Annotated in this window: 18 protein-coding genes and 1 pseudogene; 7 read left to right on the forward strand and 12 right to left on the reverse strand. The window is 65.5% G+C overall.

Annotated features, from left to right (window positions below):
* Positions 1 to 365, reverse strand: a pseudogene (locus tag AC1DFE_RS16000) (hypothetical protein); the annotation flags it as partial.
* 287 nt (positions 366 to 652) lie between these two features.
* Between AC1DFE_RS16000 and AC1DFE_RS16005 the strand changes: the two are divergent.
* A complete protein-coding gene (locus AC1DFE_RS16005) occupies positions 653 to 2,128 on the forward strand; it encodes a protein adenylyltransferase SelO (RefSeq protein ID WP_476906860.1) in 1,476 nt (491 codons plus the stop codon).
* 31 nt (positions 2,129 to 2,159) lie between these two features.
* On the opposite strand, the gene AC1DFE_RS16010 is transcribed toward AC1DFE_RS16005, so the two are convergent.
* Both AC1DFE_RS16010 and AC1DFE_RS16015 read right to left on the reverse strand, forming a co-directional pair.
* Positions 2,160 to 2,312: a hypothetical protein gene (locus AC1DFE_RS16010; protein WP_476906861.1), complete on the reverse strand. Its 153-nt coding sequence runs from the start codon at positions 2,310 to 2,312 to the stop codon at positions 2,160 to 2,162.
* A gap of 222 nt (positions 2,313 to 2,534) precedes the next feature.
* Entirely contained in the window at positions 2,535 to 3,248 is a 714-nt protein-coding gene (locus AC1DFE_RS16015; protein WP_476906862.1) for a GAF and ANTAR domain-containing protein, read from the reverse strand.
* 314 nt (positions 3,249 to 3,562) lie between these two features.
* Between AC1DFE_RS16015 and AC1DFE_RS16020 the strand changes: the two genes are divergently transcribed.
* The gene (locus AC1DFE_RS16020; RefSeq protein WP_476906863.1) at positions 3,563 to 4,138 is read left to right on the forward strand and encodes an ArsR/SmtB family transcription factor; all 576 of its coding nucleotides are present in this window, start codon (positions 3,563 to 3,565) and stop codon (positions 4,136 to 4,138) included.
* Between the two features lie 318 nt (positions 4,139 to 4,456).
* Here the strand turns inward: AC1DFE_RS16020 and AC1DFE_RS16025 are convergent, their stop codons facing one another.
* The 6 genes from AC1DFE_RS16025 to AC1DFE_RS16050 form a co-directional block, all read right to left on the reverse strand.
* On the reverse strand, positions 4,457 to 4,831 hold the full coding sequence (locus tag AC1DFE_RS16025; protein WP_476906864.1) for a VOC family protein: 375 nt from the start codon (positions 4,829 to 4,831) through the stop codon (positions 4,457 to 4,459).
* 290 nt (positions 4,832 to 5,121) lie between these two features.
* Positions 5,122 to 5,943 (reverse strand): sulfurtransferase, encoded by an 822-nt coding sequence (locus AC1DFE_RS16030; protein WP_476906865.1) that lies wholly within the window; start codon positions 5,941 to 5,943, stop codon positions 5,122 to 5,124.
* Positions 5,944 to 6,019: 76 nt separating this feature from the next.
* On the reverse strand, positions 6,020 to 6,421 hold the full coding sequence (locus AC1DFE_RS16035; RefSeq protein ID WP_476906866.1) for a response regulator transcription factor: 402 nt from the start codon (positions 6,419 to 6,421) through the stop codon (positions 6,020 to 6,022).
* A gap of 201 nt (positions 6,422 to 6,622) precedes the next feature.
* On the reverse strand, positions 6,623 to 6,940 hold the full coding sequence (locus AC1DFE_RS16040; protein WP_476906867.1) for a hypothetical protein: 318 nt from the start codon (positions 6,938 to 6,940) through the stop codon (positions 6,623 to 6,625).
* Positions 6,941 to 7,053: 113 nt separating this feature from the next.
* Positions 7,054 to 7,311 carry a hypothetical protein gene (locus AC1DFE_RS16045; protein WP_476906868.1) on the reverse strand — a complete coding sequence of 86 codons (258 nt, stop codon included), beginning with the start codon at positions 7,309 to 7,311 and terminating at the stop codon, positions 7,054 to 7,056.
* A 390-nt stretch (positions 7,312 to 7,701) separates the two neighbouring features.
* Positions 7,702 to 8,211, reverse strand: coding sequence for a hypothetical protein (locus AC1DFE_RS16050; RefSeq protein ID WP_476906869.1), 510 nt, complete (start codon positions 8,209 to 8,211; stop codon positions 7,702 to 7,704).
* A 1,107-nt stretch (positions 8,212 to 9,318) separates the two neighbouring features.
* Between AC1DFE_RS16050 and AC1DFE_RS16055 the strand changes: the two genes are divergently transcribed.
* Both AC1DFE_RS16055 and AC1DFE_RS16060 read left to right on the forward strand, forming a co-directional pair.
* The gene (locus tag AC1DFE_RS16055) at positions 9,319 to 9,687 is read left to right on the forward strand and encodes a VOC family protein (protein WP_476906870.1); all 369 of its coding nucleotides are present in this window, start codon (positions 9,319 to 9,321) and stop codon (positions 9,685 to 9,687) included.
* Between the two features lie 27 nt (positions 9,688 to 9,714).
* Positions 9,715 to 10,107, forward strand: a complete 393-nt coding sequence (locus tag AC1DFE_RS16060) for a VOC family protein (RefSeq protein WP_476906871.1) — start codon at positions 9,715 to 9,717, stop codon at positions 10,105 to 10,107.
* Between the two features lie 83 nt (positions 10,108 to 10,190).
* On the opposite strand, the gene AC1DFE_RS16065 is transcribed toward AC1DFE_RS16060, so the two are convergent.
* Positions 10,191 to 11,657, reverse strand: coding sequence for a sugar porter family MFS transporter (locus tag AC1DFE_RS16065; protein WP_476906872.1), 1,467 nt, complete (start codon positions 11,655 to 11,657; stop codon positions 10,191 to 10,193).
* 137 nt (positions 11,658 to 11,794) lie between these two features.
* Between AC1DFE_RS16065 and AC1DFE_RS16070 the strand changes: the two genes are divergently transcribed.
* Positions 11,795 to 12,802: a LacI family DNA-binding transcriptional regulator gene (locus tag AC1DFE_RS16070; RefSeq protein ID WP_476906873.1), complete on the forward strand. Its 1,008-nt coding sequence runs from the start codon at positions 11,795 to 11,797 to the stop codon at positions 12,800 to 12,802.
* Between the two features lie 98 nt (positions 12,803 to 12,900).
* Here the strand turns inward: AC1DFE_RS16070 and AC1DFE_RS16075 are convergent, their stop codons facing one another.
* Complete coding sequence (locus AC1DFE_RS16075) at positions 12,901 to 14,547, reverse strand: serine hydrolase (RefSeq protein WP_476906874.1); 1,647 nt, start codon at positions 14,545 to 14,547, stop codon at positions 12,901 to 12,903.
* Between the two features lie 356 nt (positions 14,548 to 14,903).
* On the opposite strand from AC1DFE_RS16075, the gene AC1DFE_RS16080 reads away from it, so the two are divergent.
* Positions 14,904 to 15,338, forward strand: a complete 435-nt coding sequence (locus AC1DFE_RS16080; RefSeq protein ID WP_476906875.1) for an arsenate reductase ArsC — start codon at positions 14,904 to 14,906, stop codon at positions 15,336 to 15,338.
* A gap of 94 nt (positions 15,339 to 15,432) precedes the next feature.
* Entirely contained in the window at positions 15,433 to 16,455 is a 1,023-nt protein-coding gene (trxB, locus tag AC1DFE_RS16085; protein ID WP_476906937.1) for a thioredoxin-disulfide reductase, read from the forward strand.
* Between the two features lie 94 nt (positions 16,456 to 16,549).
* On the opposite strand, the gene AC1DFE_RS16090 is transcribed toward trxB, so the two are convergent.
* Positions 16,550 to 16,819, reverse strand: coding sequence for a hypothetical protein (locus AC1DFE_RS16090; RefSeq protein WP_476906876.1), 270 nt, complete (start codon positions 16,817 to 16,819; stop codon positions 16,550 to 16,552).
* Positions 16,820 to 17,040 lie beyond the last annotated feature (221 nt).

Genomic DNA, 17,040 nt, shown 5'->3' on the forward strand with positions numbered 1-17,040 from the left:
TCGGCGGCCTTGGCCTGCTGGGTGCCGGCCTGGTCCGTGAGGTCCGACTTCGCCTGGTGCAGCAGATCCTTGGCGCTGTTCTTGGCTTCATACGCGACATTCTTGGCCTCGGTCTTGGCCGTCTCGGCCACGTTCTGCGCGGCGCCGGCAGCCTGGCCCGCCACGTTCGCGGCCTCATCCTTCGCCACGTCCTTCTTCGAGGCGTCATCCTGGTACCCCGTGGTGCCTGGGTAGTCGGCGGTGCCTGCGCCAGTGGTGCCGTAGCCAGTGGTGCCCGCGCCAGTTGTGCCGTAGCCCGTGGTGCCCGAGCCGGTGGTGCCCAGGCCCGTCGTATCCACTTCGGTGCCGAATGGGTTCTCGGTCATCATTGCTCTCTTTCCTTTGAGGGTTAGCTGCTGTTGATGAACCAGCACTCAGCAATAGTAAGCATGATTACCATCTAATAGTAAGTACACTTCCTACATGAGTTGAAAATTTGTTGGCTGCCCAAAAGTTCGGCGCCGATCCTCTCTCACTTCCTGCAGAAATTCCCTAAACGCTTCCTCACGTCTTGCGGGAAAATCACCGGCGCTTCCTTAGTGATGGAGCTTTCCGTTGAGGCGCCGGGAGGTGATGGAGGGTTGGGGCACAGCGCCGAACGTATGCTTGAAAGATGAGCGCCGCAGCCGCATCAACCGTCACTTTCGAAAGCCGCTTCGCCACGGAGCTTGCCGAGATGGCCATCCCTTGGAAGGCGGTGGAGGTCCCCGACCCGCGGCTGCTTGTCCTGAACGAGCCGCTGGCCGCCGAGCTGGGCTTCGACCCGGACTTCCTGAAGAGCCCTGAAGGGCTTCCGCTGCTGATCGGCAATGCAGTGCCCGACGGCGCCACTCCCGTTGCGCAGGCATATTCCGGCCACCAGTTTGGCTGGTTTGCATCGAGGCTGGGTGACGGCCGGGCGCTGTTGCTTGGTGAGATCGCCGACGTCGAAGGGCGCCTCCGCGACGTCCACCTGAAGGGCTCCGGCCGCACACCGTTCGCCCGGGGCGGCGACGGGTTCGCCGTCGTGGGGCCGATGCTGCGCGAATACATCGTCAGCGAGGCGATGTATGCCCTGGGTATCCCCACAACCCGCTCCCTCGCCGTCGTGGCCACGGACCGTTCCATCCAGCGGGAGACCGTGCTGCCAGGAGCGGTGCTCACGCGTGTCGCGAGCAGCCATCTGCGGGTGGGGAGCTTCCAGTACGCCCGGGTCGCCGGTGACGGCGGACTCCTGCGCCGCCTTGCGGACCACTCAATAGACCGCCACTATCCTGGGGCGGCGGAGGCAGGCAACCCGTACCTCGCGCTGTTCGACGCGGTGGTAAGCGCCCAGGCTTCGCTGGTGGCCCGGTGGATGCTGGTGGGCTTCATCCACGGCGTCATGAACACGGACAACATGGCCATCTCCGGCGAGACCATCGACTACGGCCCCTGCGCCTTCATGGATGCATTCGACCCCGCCACGGTCTACAGTTCGATCGACGAGAACGGACGCTACGCCTACGCGAACCAGCCTGTGGTGGCGGAGTGGAACCTCACCCGCCTGGCGGAGGCGCTGCTTCCGCTGTTCGACGAAGACGAGGACCGTGCGGTCGCGCTGGCGCAGGAGTCGCTGGGTGCATTCCGCCAGCAGTACAGCACCGCCTGGCTGGCCGGGATGAAGGCGAAGCTCGGACTGGACGGCCGTATTGCCGCCGACGTTGCCTCGCCGATAATTGACGACCTGCTCGCGCTTCTGCAGGATGGGCGCGTCGACTACACGTCGTTCTTCCGGCGCCTTGGAGCGGCAGCCCGCGGTAAAGGCGAGCCGGCCCGGGACCTGTTTCCGGAACCGTTAGGGGAAACGGGGGCATTCCTTGCCTGGGCCGAACGCTGGCGGGCCCTGAGCCCGGACGCGGACCTGATGGACCGGGTCAACCCGGCATATGTGCCCCGCAACCACCTTGTTGAGGAGGCACTCGGTGCTGCGACCGGCGGTGACCTCGAGCCACTCCGGCGATTGCTCGAAGCGGTGACGGACCCCTACAACGACCGTCCCGGCGTCGAACGTTACGCGGAGGCAGCGCCGGAAAGTTTTGGTCCCTACCGGACTTTCTGCGGAACCTGACGTCCGCAGCCTGTTCGAAGCGCGGGGCCGCTTACGGGCCGGGGTGTACGAGGGTGTCCGGTTCAAGCTCGCTCGCCGGGGCGTCGGACAGTCCCTGCGGCGTGAGGTCCAGGTCTTCCAAGGCGGCCATGGCTGCAGTCGGGGCGGCGATCAGCCCGGCACCCGGGGCAAAGTTGTTAGTCATGGTTCTGTGTCTCCTGAAGTGAGCGGGCAGTGCATTGTGTGCTGACTCGCTATTTTCCTTGGAACCGCCCCGCGCGCCAAAATTGCGGAGCGGAGGAAAATGTAGTAGCAGCCCCCACCCGGTCTGTTGCCAAACCGTAGGAATGCGGTGATGGACGACGGCGGGCGTCCCCTTGTGCGCGGGCCGTTGCGGCCCGTTTGGAGGCGGCTTTGTGACGGCGGGTTACACCTCGCCGCCGCCGATGATGTCCAGCGAGAGCTGGTGCAGCGGTTGCCCGTGCCTCCGGGAGGCGCCGATGAGGGTGGCGAGGGCCTGGTCGCGGTTGATGTGGAGACGCTCCATGACAATTCCGGTGGCCGTTCCGATGGCATCGCGGGCGCCGAGTGCGCCGATGAGCCCGTCGCTGAGGCGCTGTGCGGTGTCGCGGGCCTGGGCGTTCGCAAGCATCAGGGCGGCCGGGCGGGACTGCAGTTCGATCAGGCGGACGGCCCTGGAATCGAAGCCGCCGGGAATGGGGGAATAGACCTTCAGCGCACCGATGGCGCCATCGGGGGTGGACAGCGGGGTGCTGATCACCGAGCGCACCGGCAGGTCGGCGATGGCACGGCTAAACGCTGGCCAGCGGCGATCGGTGCGGCAGTCCTCGACAATAACGGTTGTCTGCTGGGCCCAGGCCGTCAGGCAGGGCCCCTGCCGGAGGTCGTACTGGAGCTGGTCAGCCTGCAGGATGTCGGGATCCGTGGAGGCTGTGCTGGTGCGCCGCCCGCGCATATCCATCAGGCTGACTCCGGCACCCAGCGTTCCAGGGATCGCTTCCTTCAGGGTCTGCGCCAGCGCCGAGACCGCTTCATCGACGGTTTCGTGGGTCAGTAACAGGTCGGCGATCCGGACGGTGAGCGCCGCCAGCTCGTCGGCGAGGGGCAGGTTGGCCTGCATCAGGGGCCGGCTAACAAATGGCGGGTTGGCCCGCGGGGAGCTGGCCGGCTGGGCGGGCGGATCCCGGGCTGTTCAAGACTGGCTGTTGAGACAGGCACGTGCGTTCGTTCCTTTCCTGGGTACGCAGAGTGCCGTCCCGGTGGCAGACTGCCGCGTCGAAACCGATAAAGACAATTATTTCAGCGCAAGGCGCGCGCCGCGAGGGGTGGCGGCCCTTGAATAACAACGATTTGACGCCAAACAGAACACAAAAAACCGAGCATCCCGAGGAGTTCTGGACGATAATGATCGGTTAACAGCAGATAGGAGCAGCGGTGGTGGGACCGTCGGAACCCGCGGACTGGGTCGCGGCCGCTGAGGCGGAGTTGTTTAAGGCGCTGGCGCATCCGGCCAGGGTCCGGGTTTTGGCTGTCCTGGCGGCGGGGCCGGCGTCGGTGGCGGACCTGTGTTCGGCCACGGGGCTGAAGCCGTCGCACCTGGCCGGGCAACTCGCACAGTTGCGTGCCCAGCATCTGGTGACCGGGCGCCGTTCGGAGGGGCGGCTGCAGTATTGGCTCTCGTTTCCCCAGATTGCAGACCTGCTTGCCGCTGCAGAATCCGTGCTGAACGCCCGGGCTGCGGCTGACGCCGGAGGCCTGGCGGGCCTCGATATGTCGGGTGCGGGACGAGGCCTGGCCGGTGAGAGCATCCTGACGGACGAGTCCGCCACCGTGCTGGAGGAGTCCTTGGGGAGGCGCGCCCTGATCACCAACGCAGTGCGTACCGTCAGCGCCCGGACCGGCCGCAGTTCCGAGGAGGCCCTGGCGGGCCTCCTGACCGCCGCCAGGGAGCGCAGCCTCACGCTTGCTGAAGTTTCCAGCGAGACGGTGGCGGTGCCGGGAACGGAATGACTGCCGGCCCTCCAAGAGGAGGCCGCGGTTTCCCCCGGGCACGGCCGGCTCCCAACGGTTCCGAAAAAATTCACTTTGCGCACTAAGGGTTAGGGTCTTGACGGAGTGGCGGCACTGGGCGAGACTCTCATTGAGGAATTGATGAATTCATAGTTTCTTCAATCCTCTCCATTGGGGGCCCTCTGCTCTACCAAGCGCAGAGGGGCCGGAGCATCGCGGGGCGGCTGGAATGCATCAGCGCCCGGGGGCCGCGGAATAGACGGATGGGGGCCGGAACAGTGTGGTTCCGACCCCTTTCCGATTAACCCTGCTCCGGATCTACGGGCGTTCGAAGAGGCTTAGAATGTTCCCCTCACTGTCCAGGAACCAGGCGGCCTTGCCTGCGTCCGAGGTGGCAATGCCGTTCTCGGTCTTCAGGCCGGGGAAATCGTACTCTTCGAAGACGACGCCGCGGCTCCGCAATTCCTGCACGTCCCGCTCGACGTCGTCCGTTACCCACCCCATCTGAGTGTTTTTTGCGCTGCCCGCGTTGTCAGTTTGGTAAACCAGGAACCGGGCTCCGCCGCACTGGTACATCACGTTGTCGTCCGCTGGTTCCATGGGCTCCAGTCCCAGCTTGTCCCGGTAAAAATCCTTCGCCCTGCCCACGTCCTTCGCCGGAAGGACGGCCGCGACGTCGATGTCTTTGAGCATGACAGTTCTCTCCTCGTTGCACTGATGGCGATGTTGCACTGATGGCGATGCTCCCCCTGATTCGGTGCCGGGAACGGACTGGCCGTCCGTGCCCGGGCCGCGTCGCCGCCCGTATCGCCGACTGCCGGGGCGGCCACCTGGGACTCTGCCTCGCCCGGCCACCATCACCGGCTCGAGTGTCCCCGACGTTTATGGGGACATTATGGAACCGAAGTGCCACCTGCGGATACAGCTAAGGAAAGGAAAGTTCGACGTCGGTCCCGCCGGATTTCCGTGGGTCGCGGGCTTCTTCAGGCGGTTTCCACCGGCAGATGGGTGGCGTGGCCATATTGGGACCATCCGCCGACGAAGAGCCGGCCCTGGCCCAGGCCGAGGTGTTCAAGAACAAGCAGATTGTGGCAGGCGGTGACGCCGGAGCCGCAATAACTGATGACGTCATCGCCGGCGAAGATGCCGGCGTCGGCCACGTTGCGGTGCAGCTGTTCCTTGGCCAGTAGTTTGCCGGCTGGGTCCAGGTTCTCCCGGCAGGGCAGGTTTATTGCCTCCGGGATGTGGCCCGGTCGCGGGTCGATCGGGTCCTGGCGCCCCTCGTAGCGGTCCCGGTTCCTGGCGTCCACAACAATTCGGCCTCGCCCGGGGGCGGCGTCTTGGATGGAGGCGAGCCGTTGGACGGACCATGGTGTGGCGGTGAAGCGGCCGGGTTGCCGGGCGGGTTCGTGAGTCTCAAGCTCTCCTGTGTAAGAGGCAATGCCGCCGTTCAGGATGGCTGCCTGGTGTCCTGTGCTGCGCAGCATCCACACCAGCCTCGCTGCTACGACACCGCCGGCATCGTCGTATGCCACCACTGTGTCTCCGGTGCTGATACCCGCAGCGCTCATTCCCTTGGCAAAGACCTTCGGGTCGGGGAGCGGATTCCTTCCGCCCTCCTGTGACGGTTCGGCTGAGAGCCAGCGGTCAAGATCCACGAAGACAGCCCCGGGAATGTGGCCCGCCTCGTAGGCGCTCCGTCCGGAAGTTCCGTCAAGGTACCAGCGGACGTCCGCCAGCACGATCTGTTCCCGGTGGTCCTTGCACCATTCCATATCCACAAAGGGAGGCAAGCTACTAGTCACTGCACGAGCCTAAGACCGTCTCACTATCCGAGCCAAGAAGTACCACATTGTGGACCATCGGTGAGAAGGCGCCTGGTCAGGTGCGCGGCGCCGGGCCGTGGGCCGTCAGCGGACCCACGGGGCAGAGCTTGTTGACCGTCTCGGTGAGTTGCCGCGGGCGGAAGGGCTTGACCAGGTAGGCGGCCGCACCCGACGCCATGCCGGCCATCTCGTCGTCGAACTCTGCCCGCGCGGTGATGAAAAGCATCGGTGCATCCGAGCGGGCGCGGATATGCTGCGCCGCCTCCAGGCCGTCCATGTCCGGCAGGTTCAGGTCAACCGTCACCAGGGCGGGGTGGTGCTCCCACGCCGCGGCGACCCCGTCAGCGCCGTTGCCGGCGGCATGAACATCAAATCCGATCCGTGCAAGGATCAGGGTGAGCAGATCGCGAATATCCGGATCATCCTCGATAACCAGGCAAAGCCCCCGTGAACCCAACGTGCCCCCCGGCCTGTAGCAGGTGTGCATAGTCTAGGGCGCAAACCTCAAGAAGTGCGCGGCCTGGGCACGAAAAAGCCCCGCACCATTGTGAAGGCGGTACGGGGTTTTCCGTGGGCGACCACCCGCATTGGGGGAATAGGGCGGGCCCCGCACAAAGTTACCCGCGCGTAGGTTTGTCTTTCAAATGTACGATTCCCTTCACTCGGGCAGTTCCATCTGGAATCCGCAGGTACATCTGAGGACGCGGGTGGACAGGTAGACATCCAGGGTGTCGTCAGCTGCGACTTCCGTGGACAGCGGTGCGGACAGCCTGCGGACCTCCGATCCTGCCTTGTGCATTGGTTGTCCGCAGTGCATGTAGTGGCCGCCAAAGATCAGCACGTCCCCTTTTTGCTCCCGGCGCCCCAGGATCGCGGAAAGGTCGGACACCTGGGCGGGATGTTCACTGAAATGCTGGCAGCGGCTGCAGGTGTAAGCGACCATGACGACGTCCGAAGGGTAGTTCCTGATGTTCATGACCGACCTGATGGTCAGGTGGCGGTCGGTGCCGCACTGGCTGCATATCACTGGCAGGACGCGGGTCCGCCCGGTGTCGTCGGACCGGAAGCCGGGGGATCTGTGTGACACGGTCAGGCCGCGAACGGGTAGCTGGCGAGGATGTAGTCGGCGGCGGCGCGCCCCTTCATCCGCCGCCTGGTGCTGCGGACGTTGACGTGGCACCGGCGCATGCCGCCCCGGAAAGCAGAGTCGGTTTTGGGTGCAAGTCCCTGAATCAGGCACCAGCTTGTGTACAGCCCGTAAAGGCAGTCCGGCCCCATCGGGCTGTCGGTCTCGGGGGCCGGGGAGGTGGCGTCGGAAAGGAATTGCTGGAAATGCGAGGTGGCCATGACAGGCTCTTTCCTCAGGGTGCAGGGTGGCCGCCGTGAGGCTACAGTGGCTTTACCTCCTGGCGGTGCACAACGCCCGAAGGGGTCCCCGGAAGAAAAAATCGCAGGGCTCCTGTATTGAACCTACCCTGCAGTAGGGACTGTTGTATATAGGAGGCCTCAGGGACCGGACGTCCTGACACCCCAAATGTTGGTGGCCCGAAGCAACTTTTCCTCGTTTCGCCCCCCGCCTTTTCCCAACCCATGGCCGTCAGAATCGAGAGTCCCAAGGAGCGGTGGCTGCGCACCACGACGCGGCAGCGAACAACCGGACCCGGCAGTACAGCGCGCTGCCGGGTCCGGCTATGACCAGGGCTGTCGTGCGCGCCGAAGGGCTCCCGGACACGCGTGTCAGCGGACGCGGTTGCTGCCCGAGTTGGCCACACGCGCCCGATCGATGGCAGCCAGGGCTATGGCGCTGGCCGCGAGACGGACGCCGTTGACGTGGTACCACCTGGCCAGCAGGGGAGCCCGGCGCATCTCGCTGAGCGGGTGCGGCCCGAAGAATAGCGGGGGATTCACGGCCCGGAGGAGGTATGCCGTGGCAGCGCCCCCGGCGGCGGAAGCGGCCGCCGCCGTCACCAGCCATGGCCGGCTGCCCGGGCGGTTCCAGCCTGCGGCAAGCGCGACGACGGCGGCCGGGAAAGTCACCGGAGCCATTGGCGCGTAGTAGCGTCCCGGGCTTCCGGCCCCAAGCGGCGCCCTCTGCAGCGCGGGGCTGTTTCCGGACGCGGCGACGCGGTGGGGGACCTTGACCACGGCCTCATAGAGGTTTCCAAAAAACCAGTGAGCGTGGGTGAATTCGGCCACGGCCAATGAGAGTTCCGCCAGCGTGCCGCGCCTATCCGCGTTGTGCCTCATGGCCATAACCTACAGCAGGGCCGGGGGAGGTGCTTAGGAAGCCGGCCGGGTCCGGAGCCAGCCAAGTGCTTCCTCGCCGTCCGTTGATAACAACCCGCATGGCGCCGCGAGAAGGCGTCGCACGCAGGACGCTGGTTGGGGCCGGCGGCGGACTGGGTTAGGCAGCCAGGTCCCGGAGGGTGGACCAAGGGCCACCGCCGCCGGCCCTGTCTGGAGCTTCCGCCGTCGTGCTTGGAAGAACTTTGGAGTTCCTTGGGCCGTCACGGGGAAACGGGGGGTCTCTGCCCGTAAATACCCCAAGGTGCCCCAGCTATTTCCCCGTGTCAGCGGGCAATGCTGGCACGGTCCTGAAGGAGACGGAATCCGCGCCCCGAACCCTCAGAACTGCCGGGTCCGGCCGCACTCCCCCCTCGCGCACCGGACCCGGCAACACCCTCGCCCGCACGAACTTGCTGGCCTCCGTGAACTCAGGGGCGTGTTGCACGGGCCACGTTCACAGGGTGTTCACCCTCAGCTGGTTCTATTGGGGCATGGATGCGAGTGCTGGCAAAGATTACGACGCCGACCTTCCGCCGGTCTGGCGAACGTTTGCGCCGGGGGCGGAGACAAGAATCCGGAAACCCGGCAGTTCCGCCCGGACCGCCATTGCCGGCGGCGTGCCCCTTGACGGTTCTGTTGTATTTGCCTGGAACGACGGGCAGTCTTGGCGCCGGCTGCATTTGGCCGGAGATCCCTTGGTGGTCCTGCCGGAGCTGGAACATACGGACGCGTTTTAGCGAGCAGCAGTTGTTTTAGCGCGCAGCAGTTAAGGCTTCAGATCACGAAGGGCTGCGCGTCGACGGCGGGCACGCGCGCGAGTATTTTCAGCTTCACCGGCCGCCTTCCGCGGGTTGGAGTGATGCGGACTGTGTCGCCGGCGCGGACCGCCCCGTTTGCTGCCAGGACCCTGGCTCCCACACCCCGACGTTTCCGCCGTCGGTGATTTGTTTCGAGGCCGGGTTTTTGTCGGCGCACTCTGGAATAGTGCTGTTTGGGCGGGTACACGAGCCCGCAGGCACTATCCGCGAAAATTCATGGCCCGGAGAGTTCCGGAGACCGGAGCAGCACATGCAACTCGGCGCTTTCTCACTCAGCCTCGCCGTCAAGGACATTGCGGCCTCAGCGGCGTTCTACGAAAAGCTGGGATTCAGCAAGTCCGGGGGCGACGCCAGCCAGAACTGGCTGATCCTGCGGAGCGGACAGACCGTGATCGGCCTCTTCCAGGGGATGTTTGAGAAGAACTCCCTGACCTTCAACCCGGGCTGGAACCAGGACGCGGAGCAGCTCGGCTCCTTCACCGACGCGCGCGATCTCCAGCGCCGGCTGAAGGACCAAGGCATTGCCTTCGTTGCTGAGGCCGGCGACGGAACGGGACCGCCCAGCTTCGTTGTCATGGATCCCGACGGCAACCCGGTCATCGTCGACCAGCACGTGTGAGTCCGAGCGCCAAGGAGGAAGCAGAAAATGCCCGATAACCCAGAGGACCTGGTCAACGTCCGGTACATGGTTGACGACGTCGAGGCCGCCGTCGGCTTCTACACCAAGCACCTCGGCTTCACCCTAAGAATGAACGCGGCACCGGCTTTTGCCGACGTCGTGCGCGGTCAGCTACGTCTGCTGCTGAGCGGGCCCGCCAGTTCGGCGGGACGGCCAATGCCCGACGGCGCGGTCCCGGCACCGGGCGGATGGAACCGGATCCATCTCATTGTGGGCGATATTGCCGCCGAGGTGGACAGGCTGCGGTCCGCGGGGGTTCCGTTCCGCAACGACATTGTTAAGGGACCGGGCGGCCAGCAGATCCTGCTCGAGGACCCGGCCGGCAACGTCGTCGAGCTGTTCCAGCCCGCTGGCCAGTAAAGGCGGCCGGCAATGACGAAGCCCCGCCCCCCGGATTCGAGTGAATCCGGGGGGCGGGGCCTGTGCAACTAGGGGTACGTCCGTTAGTGAGCTGCGGGCGCAGGAGTCTTGTGGACCAGGTAGATGGCACCGGTGGTGACGTCCTCCTCCAGTGCTTCGAGGGTGCGGCCGCGGGTTTCAGGGACCTGCGTGTAGATGAAGATCAGCGCCAGGATGCCCACCACGCCGAACATGAAGAATGTTCCGGTGATGCCGACTGATGCCACCAGGGTGGGGAAGAACAGGCCCAGGAGGGCGTTGGCGATCCAGAGGCAGAAGATGGAGACACCGATCGCGAAGCCGCGGATGTGCAGCGGGAAGATCTCCGAGAGCATCACCCAGACGGCGATGTTGAGGAAGGTCTGCATGGACCCGACGAAGGCAACCACCAGGAAGAGGATCACGAAGGGCCGCGCGGGGTTGCCGATGGGCAGTGCGATGGAGGCGATGCCGATCAGGAAGTGGCAGATGGTGGTCAGGGTGAAGCCAAGGAAGAGGGTGGTGCGCCGGTTGACCCGCTGCATCAGGGTAAGCGCAATGACGCCACCGACGACGGCGATCACGCCGGGGGCGATGTTGGCAATGAGGGCGGCACGGGAGTCGAAGCCGGCCTCGACCAGCACGGACTGGCCGTAGTACATGATCGAGTTGATGCCGGTCAGCTGCTGGGCCACGCCCAGGCCGATGCCGACGAGCAGGATGCGCAGGATCCACTTGTTCTTCAGTGCGCCCCAGCCGGAGAGGTTCATTTCCTTTTCCTCGTCGGCCAGGTGCTTGACGTCTGCCATCTCCGCTTCGGCGCGGTCTGATGAGCGGATGGTCTTGAGTACGGCCAGGGCTTCCTGGTTGCGGCCGCGGGCGATGAGCCAGCGCGGGGATTCCGGCATCCGGAGCATGCCCAGGAACAGGGCGACTGCCGGTACCGCGGCGACAGCGAGCATGATCCGCCAGACGCCGCTGAATTCGCCCCAGAGGTTGCCGATGACGGCGTTGACGACGAACGCCGCGAGTTGGCCGATGACGATCATGAGTTCGTTGCGGCCTGCGAGCGAGCCTCGGATCTCGTAGGGGGCCAGCTCGGCGAGGTACACGGGTACCACGGAGGAGGCGCCGCCGACCGCGAGGCCGAGGATGATACGGCCGACGACCATGACTTCGAAGTTCGGTGCGAACACGCAGGACAGGGCGCCGACGAGGAACAGGACGGCGAGCAGGATGATCGTCTTCCGGCGGCCCCAGGTGTCGGAGAGCCGGCCGCCGCCCACGGCACCGGCCGCGGCGCCGAACAGCAGGGAGCTGGTCACGATGCCCTCGGTGATCGGGGTGAGGCCGAGGTCGGCGGTCATTGGCCGGAGTGCGCCGTTGATGACACCCGTGTCGTAGCCGAACAGCAGACCGCCGAAGGTTGCCACCATGGCCACCATGCCGAGGCGCTTGCGGTGCGGGCCGTTCGTGAGCGGCGGCAGCGAGGGCGTATTCGCGCCGTCGCGCTGGGCTTGGGTAGCAGACATAAGGACTCCTTTGTCTCAAGTTTGCGGGACGTGTGCCCGCTGTCACACCTAGACTAACGCGCGAAAGGCTTAAATGTAAGGTCAAACTTACAAATAAGCTTAATTCCTCCGTTTTCTACTCGTGGGAGGATGGCGGTATGACCATCCAGGGGCAGCACCGCCCGGCCACCCAGGCTGACGTTGCGCGCGAAGTCGGCGTCTCCCGCACGCTGGTGTCGTTCGCCTTCCGCGGCGCCGCCGGGGTCAGCGAGGAGACTAAACGGGCGATCTTCGACGCCGCCAAGCGTCTGGGATACCGGCACAACGCGGCAGCCGCCGCCCTGGCTAGCAAGTCCCGCACCGCCGTCGGGCTTTACCTCCTAGACCTGCGGAACGAGGTCTTTTCGGATGTCCTCAACGGCGTGAGCCTTGCGCTGCCCCAGGCGCGCAACCGGCTGATCCTCAGCGTCTCCCGCTCGATCGGCGGCGAGGACCAGGGCGCCGTTGACTCGCTCATCGAGGCGCGGGTGGGGATCATCATCGCCGCGACGCTGCTGGACCCCGATGAACGCGTGCGCGAGCTGGCGCAGATCGTTCCGGTGGTCAGTGTCACGCGCCGGGTGGAGGGCGTGGACAGCGTGTACCCGGACGACCACGCCGGCGCACGGGCCGCCGTCGAGCACCTGTTCGGCCTCGGGCACACACGGATCGCCCATCTGGCCGGGCCGCGCATTGACGGACACATGGTCCGCCGGGAAGCCTACGAACAGACGATGCGGGCGGCCGGACTGACCCCGCAGACCGTGGCGGCCGCCGATTTCACGCAGGAGGCAGGGGAGCGTGCGGCGGCGGAGCTGCTGGCGGGGCCGGACCGCCCGACGGCCGTGTTCACACACAACGACCAGTTCGCACTGGGTGTCCGCGAAGCCGCGTACTCGATGGGCCTGACGATTCCCGGCGACCTGTCGCTGGTGGGCTACGACGATTCACGGACTGCCCGGCTGCACGGCATCGACCTGACCTCCGTGGACCTTCATGCCGTGGAGCTGGGAAAAATCGCCGGAGGCGTCGCGCTGGAGCGGCTCAACGATCCCGGTGCCCCCATCGCGGACAGGTGCATCACGCCCCGTCTGGTGGTCCGCGGCTCTACGGCGCCGCCCCGTTAGCTCTCCGGTCCCGAGTTTTTGGGCAGATATCGCGACCTAAACACCCTCGAACTCGTGACAGCTGGACAAAAACTCGGCGCGGCTACGAGTTCGTGGCCTTAGGAGGCCCGCGTGAATGTTCCCAGTCCGGTTCTGTCGTAGAAGTCCAGGGTGACGCTTGGTGAGGACCCGCGGACTGCTTCTGCAAACAGGGCACCGGCCAGGCCGTTGGCGTTCTCGCCGACGGATTCAAAGCTGAAGGTGTCGCCGTCAAAGTGGGTAAGCGGGAAGGTCGTGGGACTGCCGGAGGGGCCCATTTTCATGGCCAGTTTGCCGCCCTGCTCGAGGACCACGAGGGGACCATAGTAGGAGTTCTCGTAGGTGCCTGTGTAGGCACTGTTTGTCCTGGCAGGAGCGGGGCGAGAGGGAACCTTGGTGTAGTCGACCTTGGGTTTCTCGGACTCATCAATCTGTTTGAATACGCCCGCGGTGAACGACAACCAATCGACCGTGGGCGATCCGTGCTGCGCTGCATCCAGAAAGCCAGCTGCGATGGCTTCGGGAATCCCCTGCGGGCGTCCGTTGGTCAGGGCCACGATGGCCAGCTGTTCACCCGGAAGGATGGAGACAGCGGTGGCTGCGCCAAGATTGAATGCCCCGGAGTGTCCTATTTGGGTACGGGCCTGATCGTCGTAGGAGACGTTCCAGCCCAGCCCGTAGAAACGGGAGCGGGCCGCCGGTGCCGACGCAGCACCAGAAACCGCATGGGGAACGCGGGTTGTTTGGAGGGCCGCCGGATCGATCACGGGTTTGCCCTCGTAACTGCCGTTGCCGAGCTGAAGCCGGAGCCATTTGGCCAGGTCCCGCACCGATGAACTCGCGCCCCCGGCAGGGGCCTCGGAATCGGCATTGCGACGGTATTTCGCTGCCCACACCTTGTTTCCGACCGGCACGTGAAGGGTTGCCCTGTCTGACGCTTTCTCGTAGGCCGAGTGACGGTAACTGCTGGCGGACATGCCCAGCGGCCGGAACAGAATCTCGTCGGCCAGATCTTCCCAGGACATTTTCATCCCATCGGCTGCTGCCTGGCCGCCTTCCGTGTAGCCGAAATTGCTGTAGTTGTACGTGGACCGGAACGTGTCGAGCGGCTCCTGATTGAGGTGGCCCAGGATGTACGCACGATCGAACTCGAGGTCTTCCAGCAGATCGCCTGACCCTGTTTTCAGCCCGCAGCGGTGCGACATCAGATCGGCAAAGGTCGCATTGCGCGTGACGTAGTCATCCTTGAGCGCAAAGTTCTTGCGATGGTGGATGACGGGGTCCGTCCAGCTGATGACCTGCCGTCCCACCACCCCCGCCACCACGGTGGACGCCAGGGGCTTGGACACGGACGCCAACTGGAACACCGTGTCCGGACTTATCTCGCCCGGTTTGCCGACCTCCCGCACCCCAAAGCCTTTGGAGTACACCACCTCGTCCCGGTATACCACGGCTACGGCCATCCCCGGCAACCCGGTCTGTTCCATGGCATCCCGGATCAATCCGTCGAGCTGGGCCAAGGCATTTTTGACTTTCGGCCCGTCCAGCAACGGTTCGACCTGTCCCGGCGGGGCCGGGAGCAGGGATGCCGACCCCGCTGACACCGGCTGTGTGGATTCGCTGGTGCAAGCGGACAGAAGGGGCGCAGCGGCAACGACGGCGGCCCCAAACCCGGCTGCCTTCAGCACCGCACGTCGGTTCGGGGAAACAGAGCCGTTCTTGTCCATGAGAGCCCCCTGGATCCGCCAGGCCCACGGCGCTGCCGGTTGGTGCGAGTCTTGCCGCTCTTCTCTATAGTGGACCCCGCACTCCAACCCAGCAATGGATACTCAGGCCGATACGTTTTCGAAACCCCGGCGGGCAAGCGTCGGCCGGGTGCGAGTTTTTGTCCAGATATCGCGAGTTAAACGCCCTTCAAGTCGTGACAAGTGGACAAAAACTCCAGACTCGCCAGTGCTGCCTGACCCATCGGCCTCTTGATTGAACCGCCCGCTCTTGTTGCACTTGAGTACGCAGGTCTGTGGGCAACGTACCGCTTCCTTCCGGCGATCCCGCGCTCCGACCGCCAACCCAGGAGACCGCCATGTCCGCCGACCCAGCCAAGAAGCCCACCGTCCTGTTCGTCTGCGTGCACAATGCCGGCCGCTCCCAGATGGCGGCCGGGTTCCTCGCCCGCCTGTCCCGGGGAGCCATCGAGGTGCGTTCCGCCGGTACCCAGCCGTCGCACGAGGTGAGCCCGTCGGTCGTGGAGGCGATGGCCGACGTCGGAATTGATATTTCCGCCGCGGTCCCCAAAGCACTCACCACCGGGGCAGTCCAGGAGGCCGACGTCGTGATCACCATGGGCTGCGGCGACGAGTGCCCGGTGTTCCCCGGCAAACGCTACGAAGACTGGGAGCTGGCCGATCCCGCGGGGAAGGGCATTGAATCGGTCCGCCCGATCCGCGACGAAATCCGGACGCGCGTCGCTGCCTTGGTTACCGAGCTGCTGCCCGCCAGGCACGCCGACGCCCAGTAAAAGCCGGCGCCCAGTAAAACTGTGAACAAGCCCGAAAGAGAAGGAGCCAGCCGTGAGCAAAAACGCCAAGCCCGAGGATGTTAGCACCGAGGACGTGAGCACCGAGAAGGGCAGCACCGAGAAGGCCAGCGCCGGCAAGGTCAGCAGCGAGCAGCTGATCATCATCGGCTCGGGGCCCGCCGGCTACACCGCCGCGATCTACGCCGCCCGGGCCGGCCTGAGCCCGCTGGTCCTGGCCGGCTCTGTCACCGCCGGCGGCGCGCTGATGAACACCACCGAGGTGGAGAACTTCCCCGGCTTCCCGGCGGGCGTCCAGGGTCCGGAGCTGATGGACGGCCTGCAGCAGCAGGCGGAGAAGTTCGGTGCGCAGGTGGTGTTCGACGACGCCACTTCCGTTCAGCTGAAGGGTCACCTCAAGCGCGTGGTCACCGGGGGCGGGGAGACTTACGAGGCCCCTGCTGTCATCCTCGCCACCGGCTCGGCGTACAAGGAACTGGGGCTGGCCGAGGAGAAGAAGTTCAGCGGCCACGGGGTCTCCTGGTGCGCCACCTGCGACGGGTTCTTCTTCCGTGATCAGGACATCATCGTGGTGGGCGGCGGTGATTCCGCGATGGAGGAGGCCACCTTCCTGACCCGATTCGGGAAGTCCGTGACCGTCGTCGTCCGCAAAGGCGAGCTGCGCGCCTCCCGCATCATGGCCCAGCGGGCCAAGGACAACCCCAAGATCACGTTCGCCTGGAACTCGGCGGTCACGGGGATCCACGGCAACGGCAAGGTCAGCGGCGTCACCCTGACCGATACCCGCACCGGCGAAACCCGGCAGCAGCCGGCAACGGGGCTGTTCGTGGCGATCGGCCACGTGCCGCGCACGGAGCTGGTGGCCGGGCAGGTGGAGCTCGACGGCGAGGGCTACATCAAGGTGGATTCACCCACCACGTGCACCAACCTGAGCGGCGTGTTCGCCTGCGGGGACGCCGTGGACCACCGCTACCGGCAGGCGATCACCGCTGCCGGCACCGGCTGCGCGGCGGCACTCGACGCCGAGCGCTACCTCGCCGCGCTGGAGGATGCGGACAGCATCGCCACGGCACTGGTGGAGGAACCCACACACGCCTGAACCACGCCGAACCGGCCGTTGTGTCCCTCGCGGCGGGCCCAACTACGTAGCAGCACAGGGCCTTCCCAGCCTTGAGAACGCCCTGTGCTGTGACTTACTTGGGCCCTTCGCGCTCGTCCGGGGGCTGGGATTTCTCGGGCTCCTTGAGGCGTTCCTCGTCGGTGTGTTCGGGGGCAATGACCGGAGAAAACGCATCCGCCAGCAGGCCCGTGGTGCTTTCATCCTTGTCCGGAGCCGGGCCCAGATCCGGAGCATCGTCGGAAGGAACATCGCTCATTTCCTCACCATAGGACGGGCCTTCACGCGTGTCGAGGACGGTGGTGGCGCCCACGCCCGGACGTTCGGTCGCATAGATAACGGGCACATCAATTGCGGGCGACCTAACAGGGAGGCAGTGAGTTTAAGGGACGGCGGCGGCTGGGGGGGGTCGCCCTGGTCTCAGACAGGCGACACCGCCGCCGGCCCAGCCCCGGTGGTCGCCTTAATTATCGTCCTCGCACGGCCGTAAGAAAAGTGGGAGCGCACCCCCAAAACTGGTGGCCTTAGGCAACAGTAAGGCAACGGGCCGCTCACGGGCCTCACCTT

This window comes from Arthrobacter sp. 05T423 (assembly GCF_056396245.1).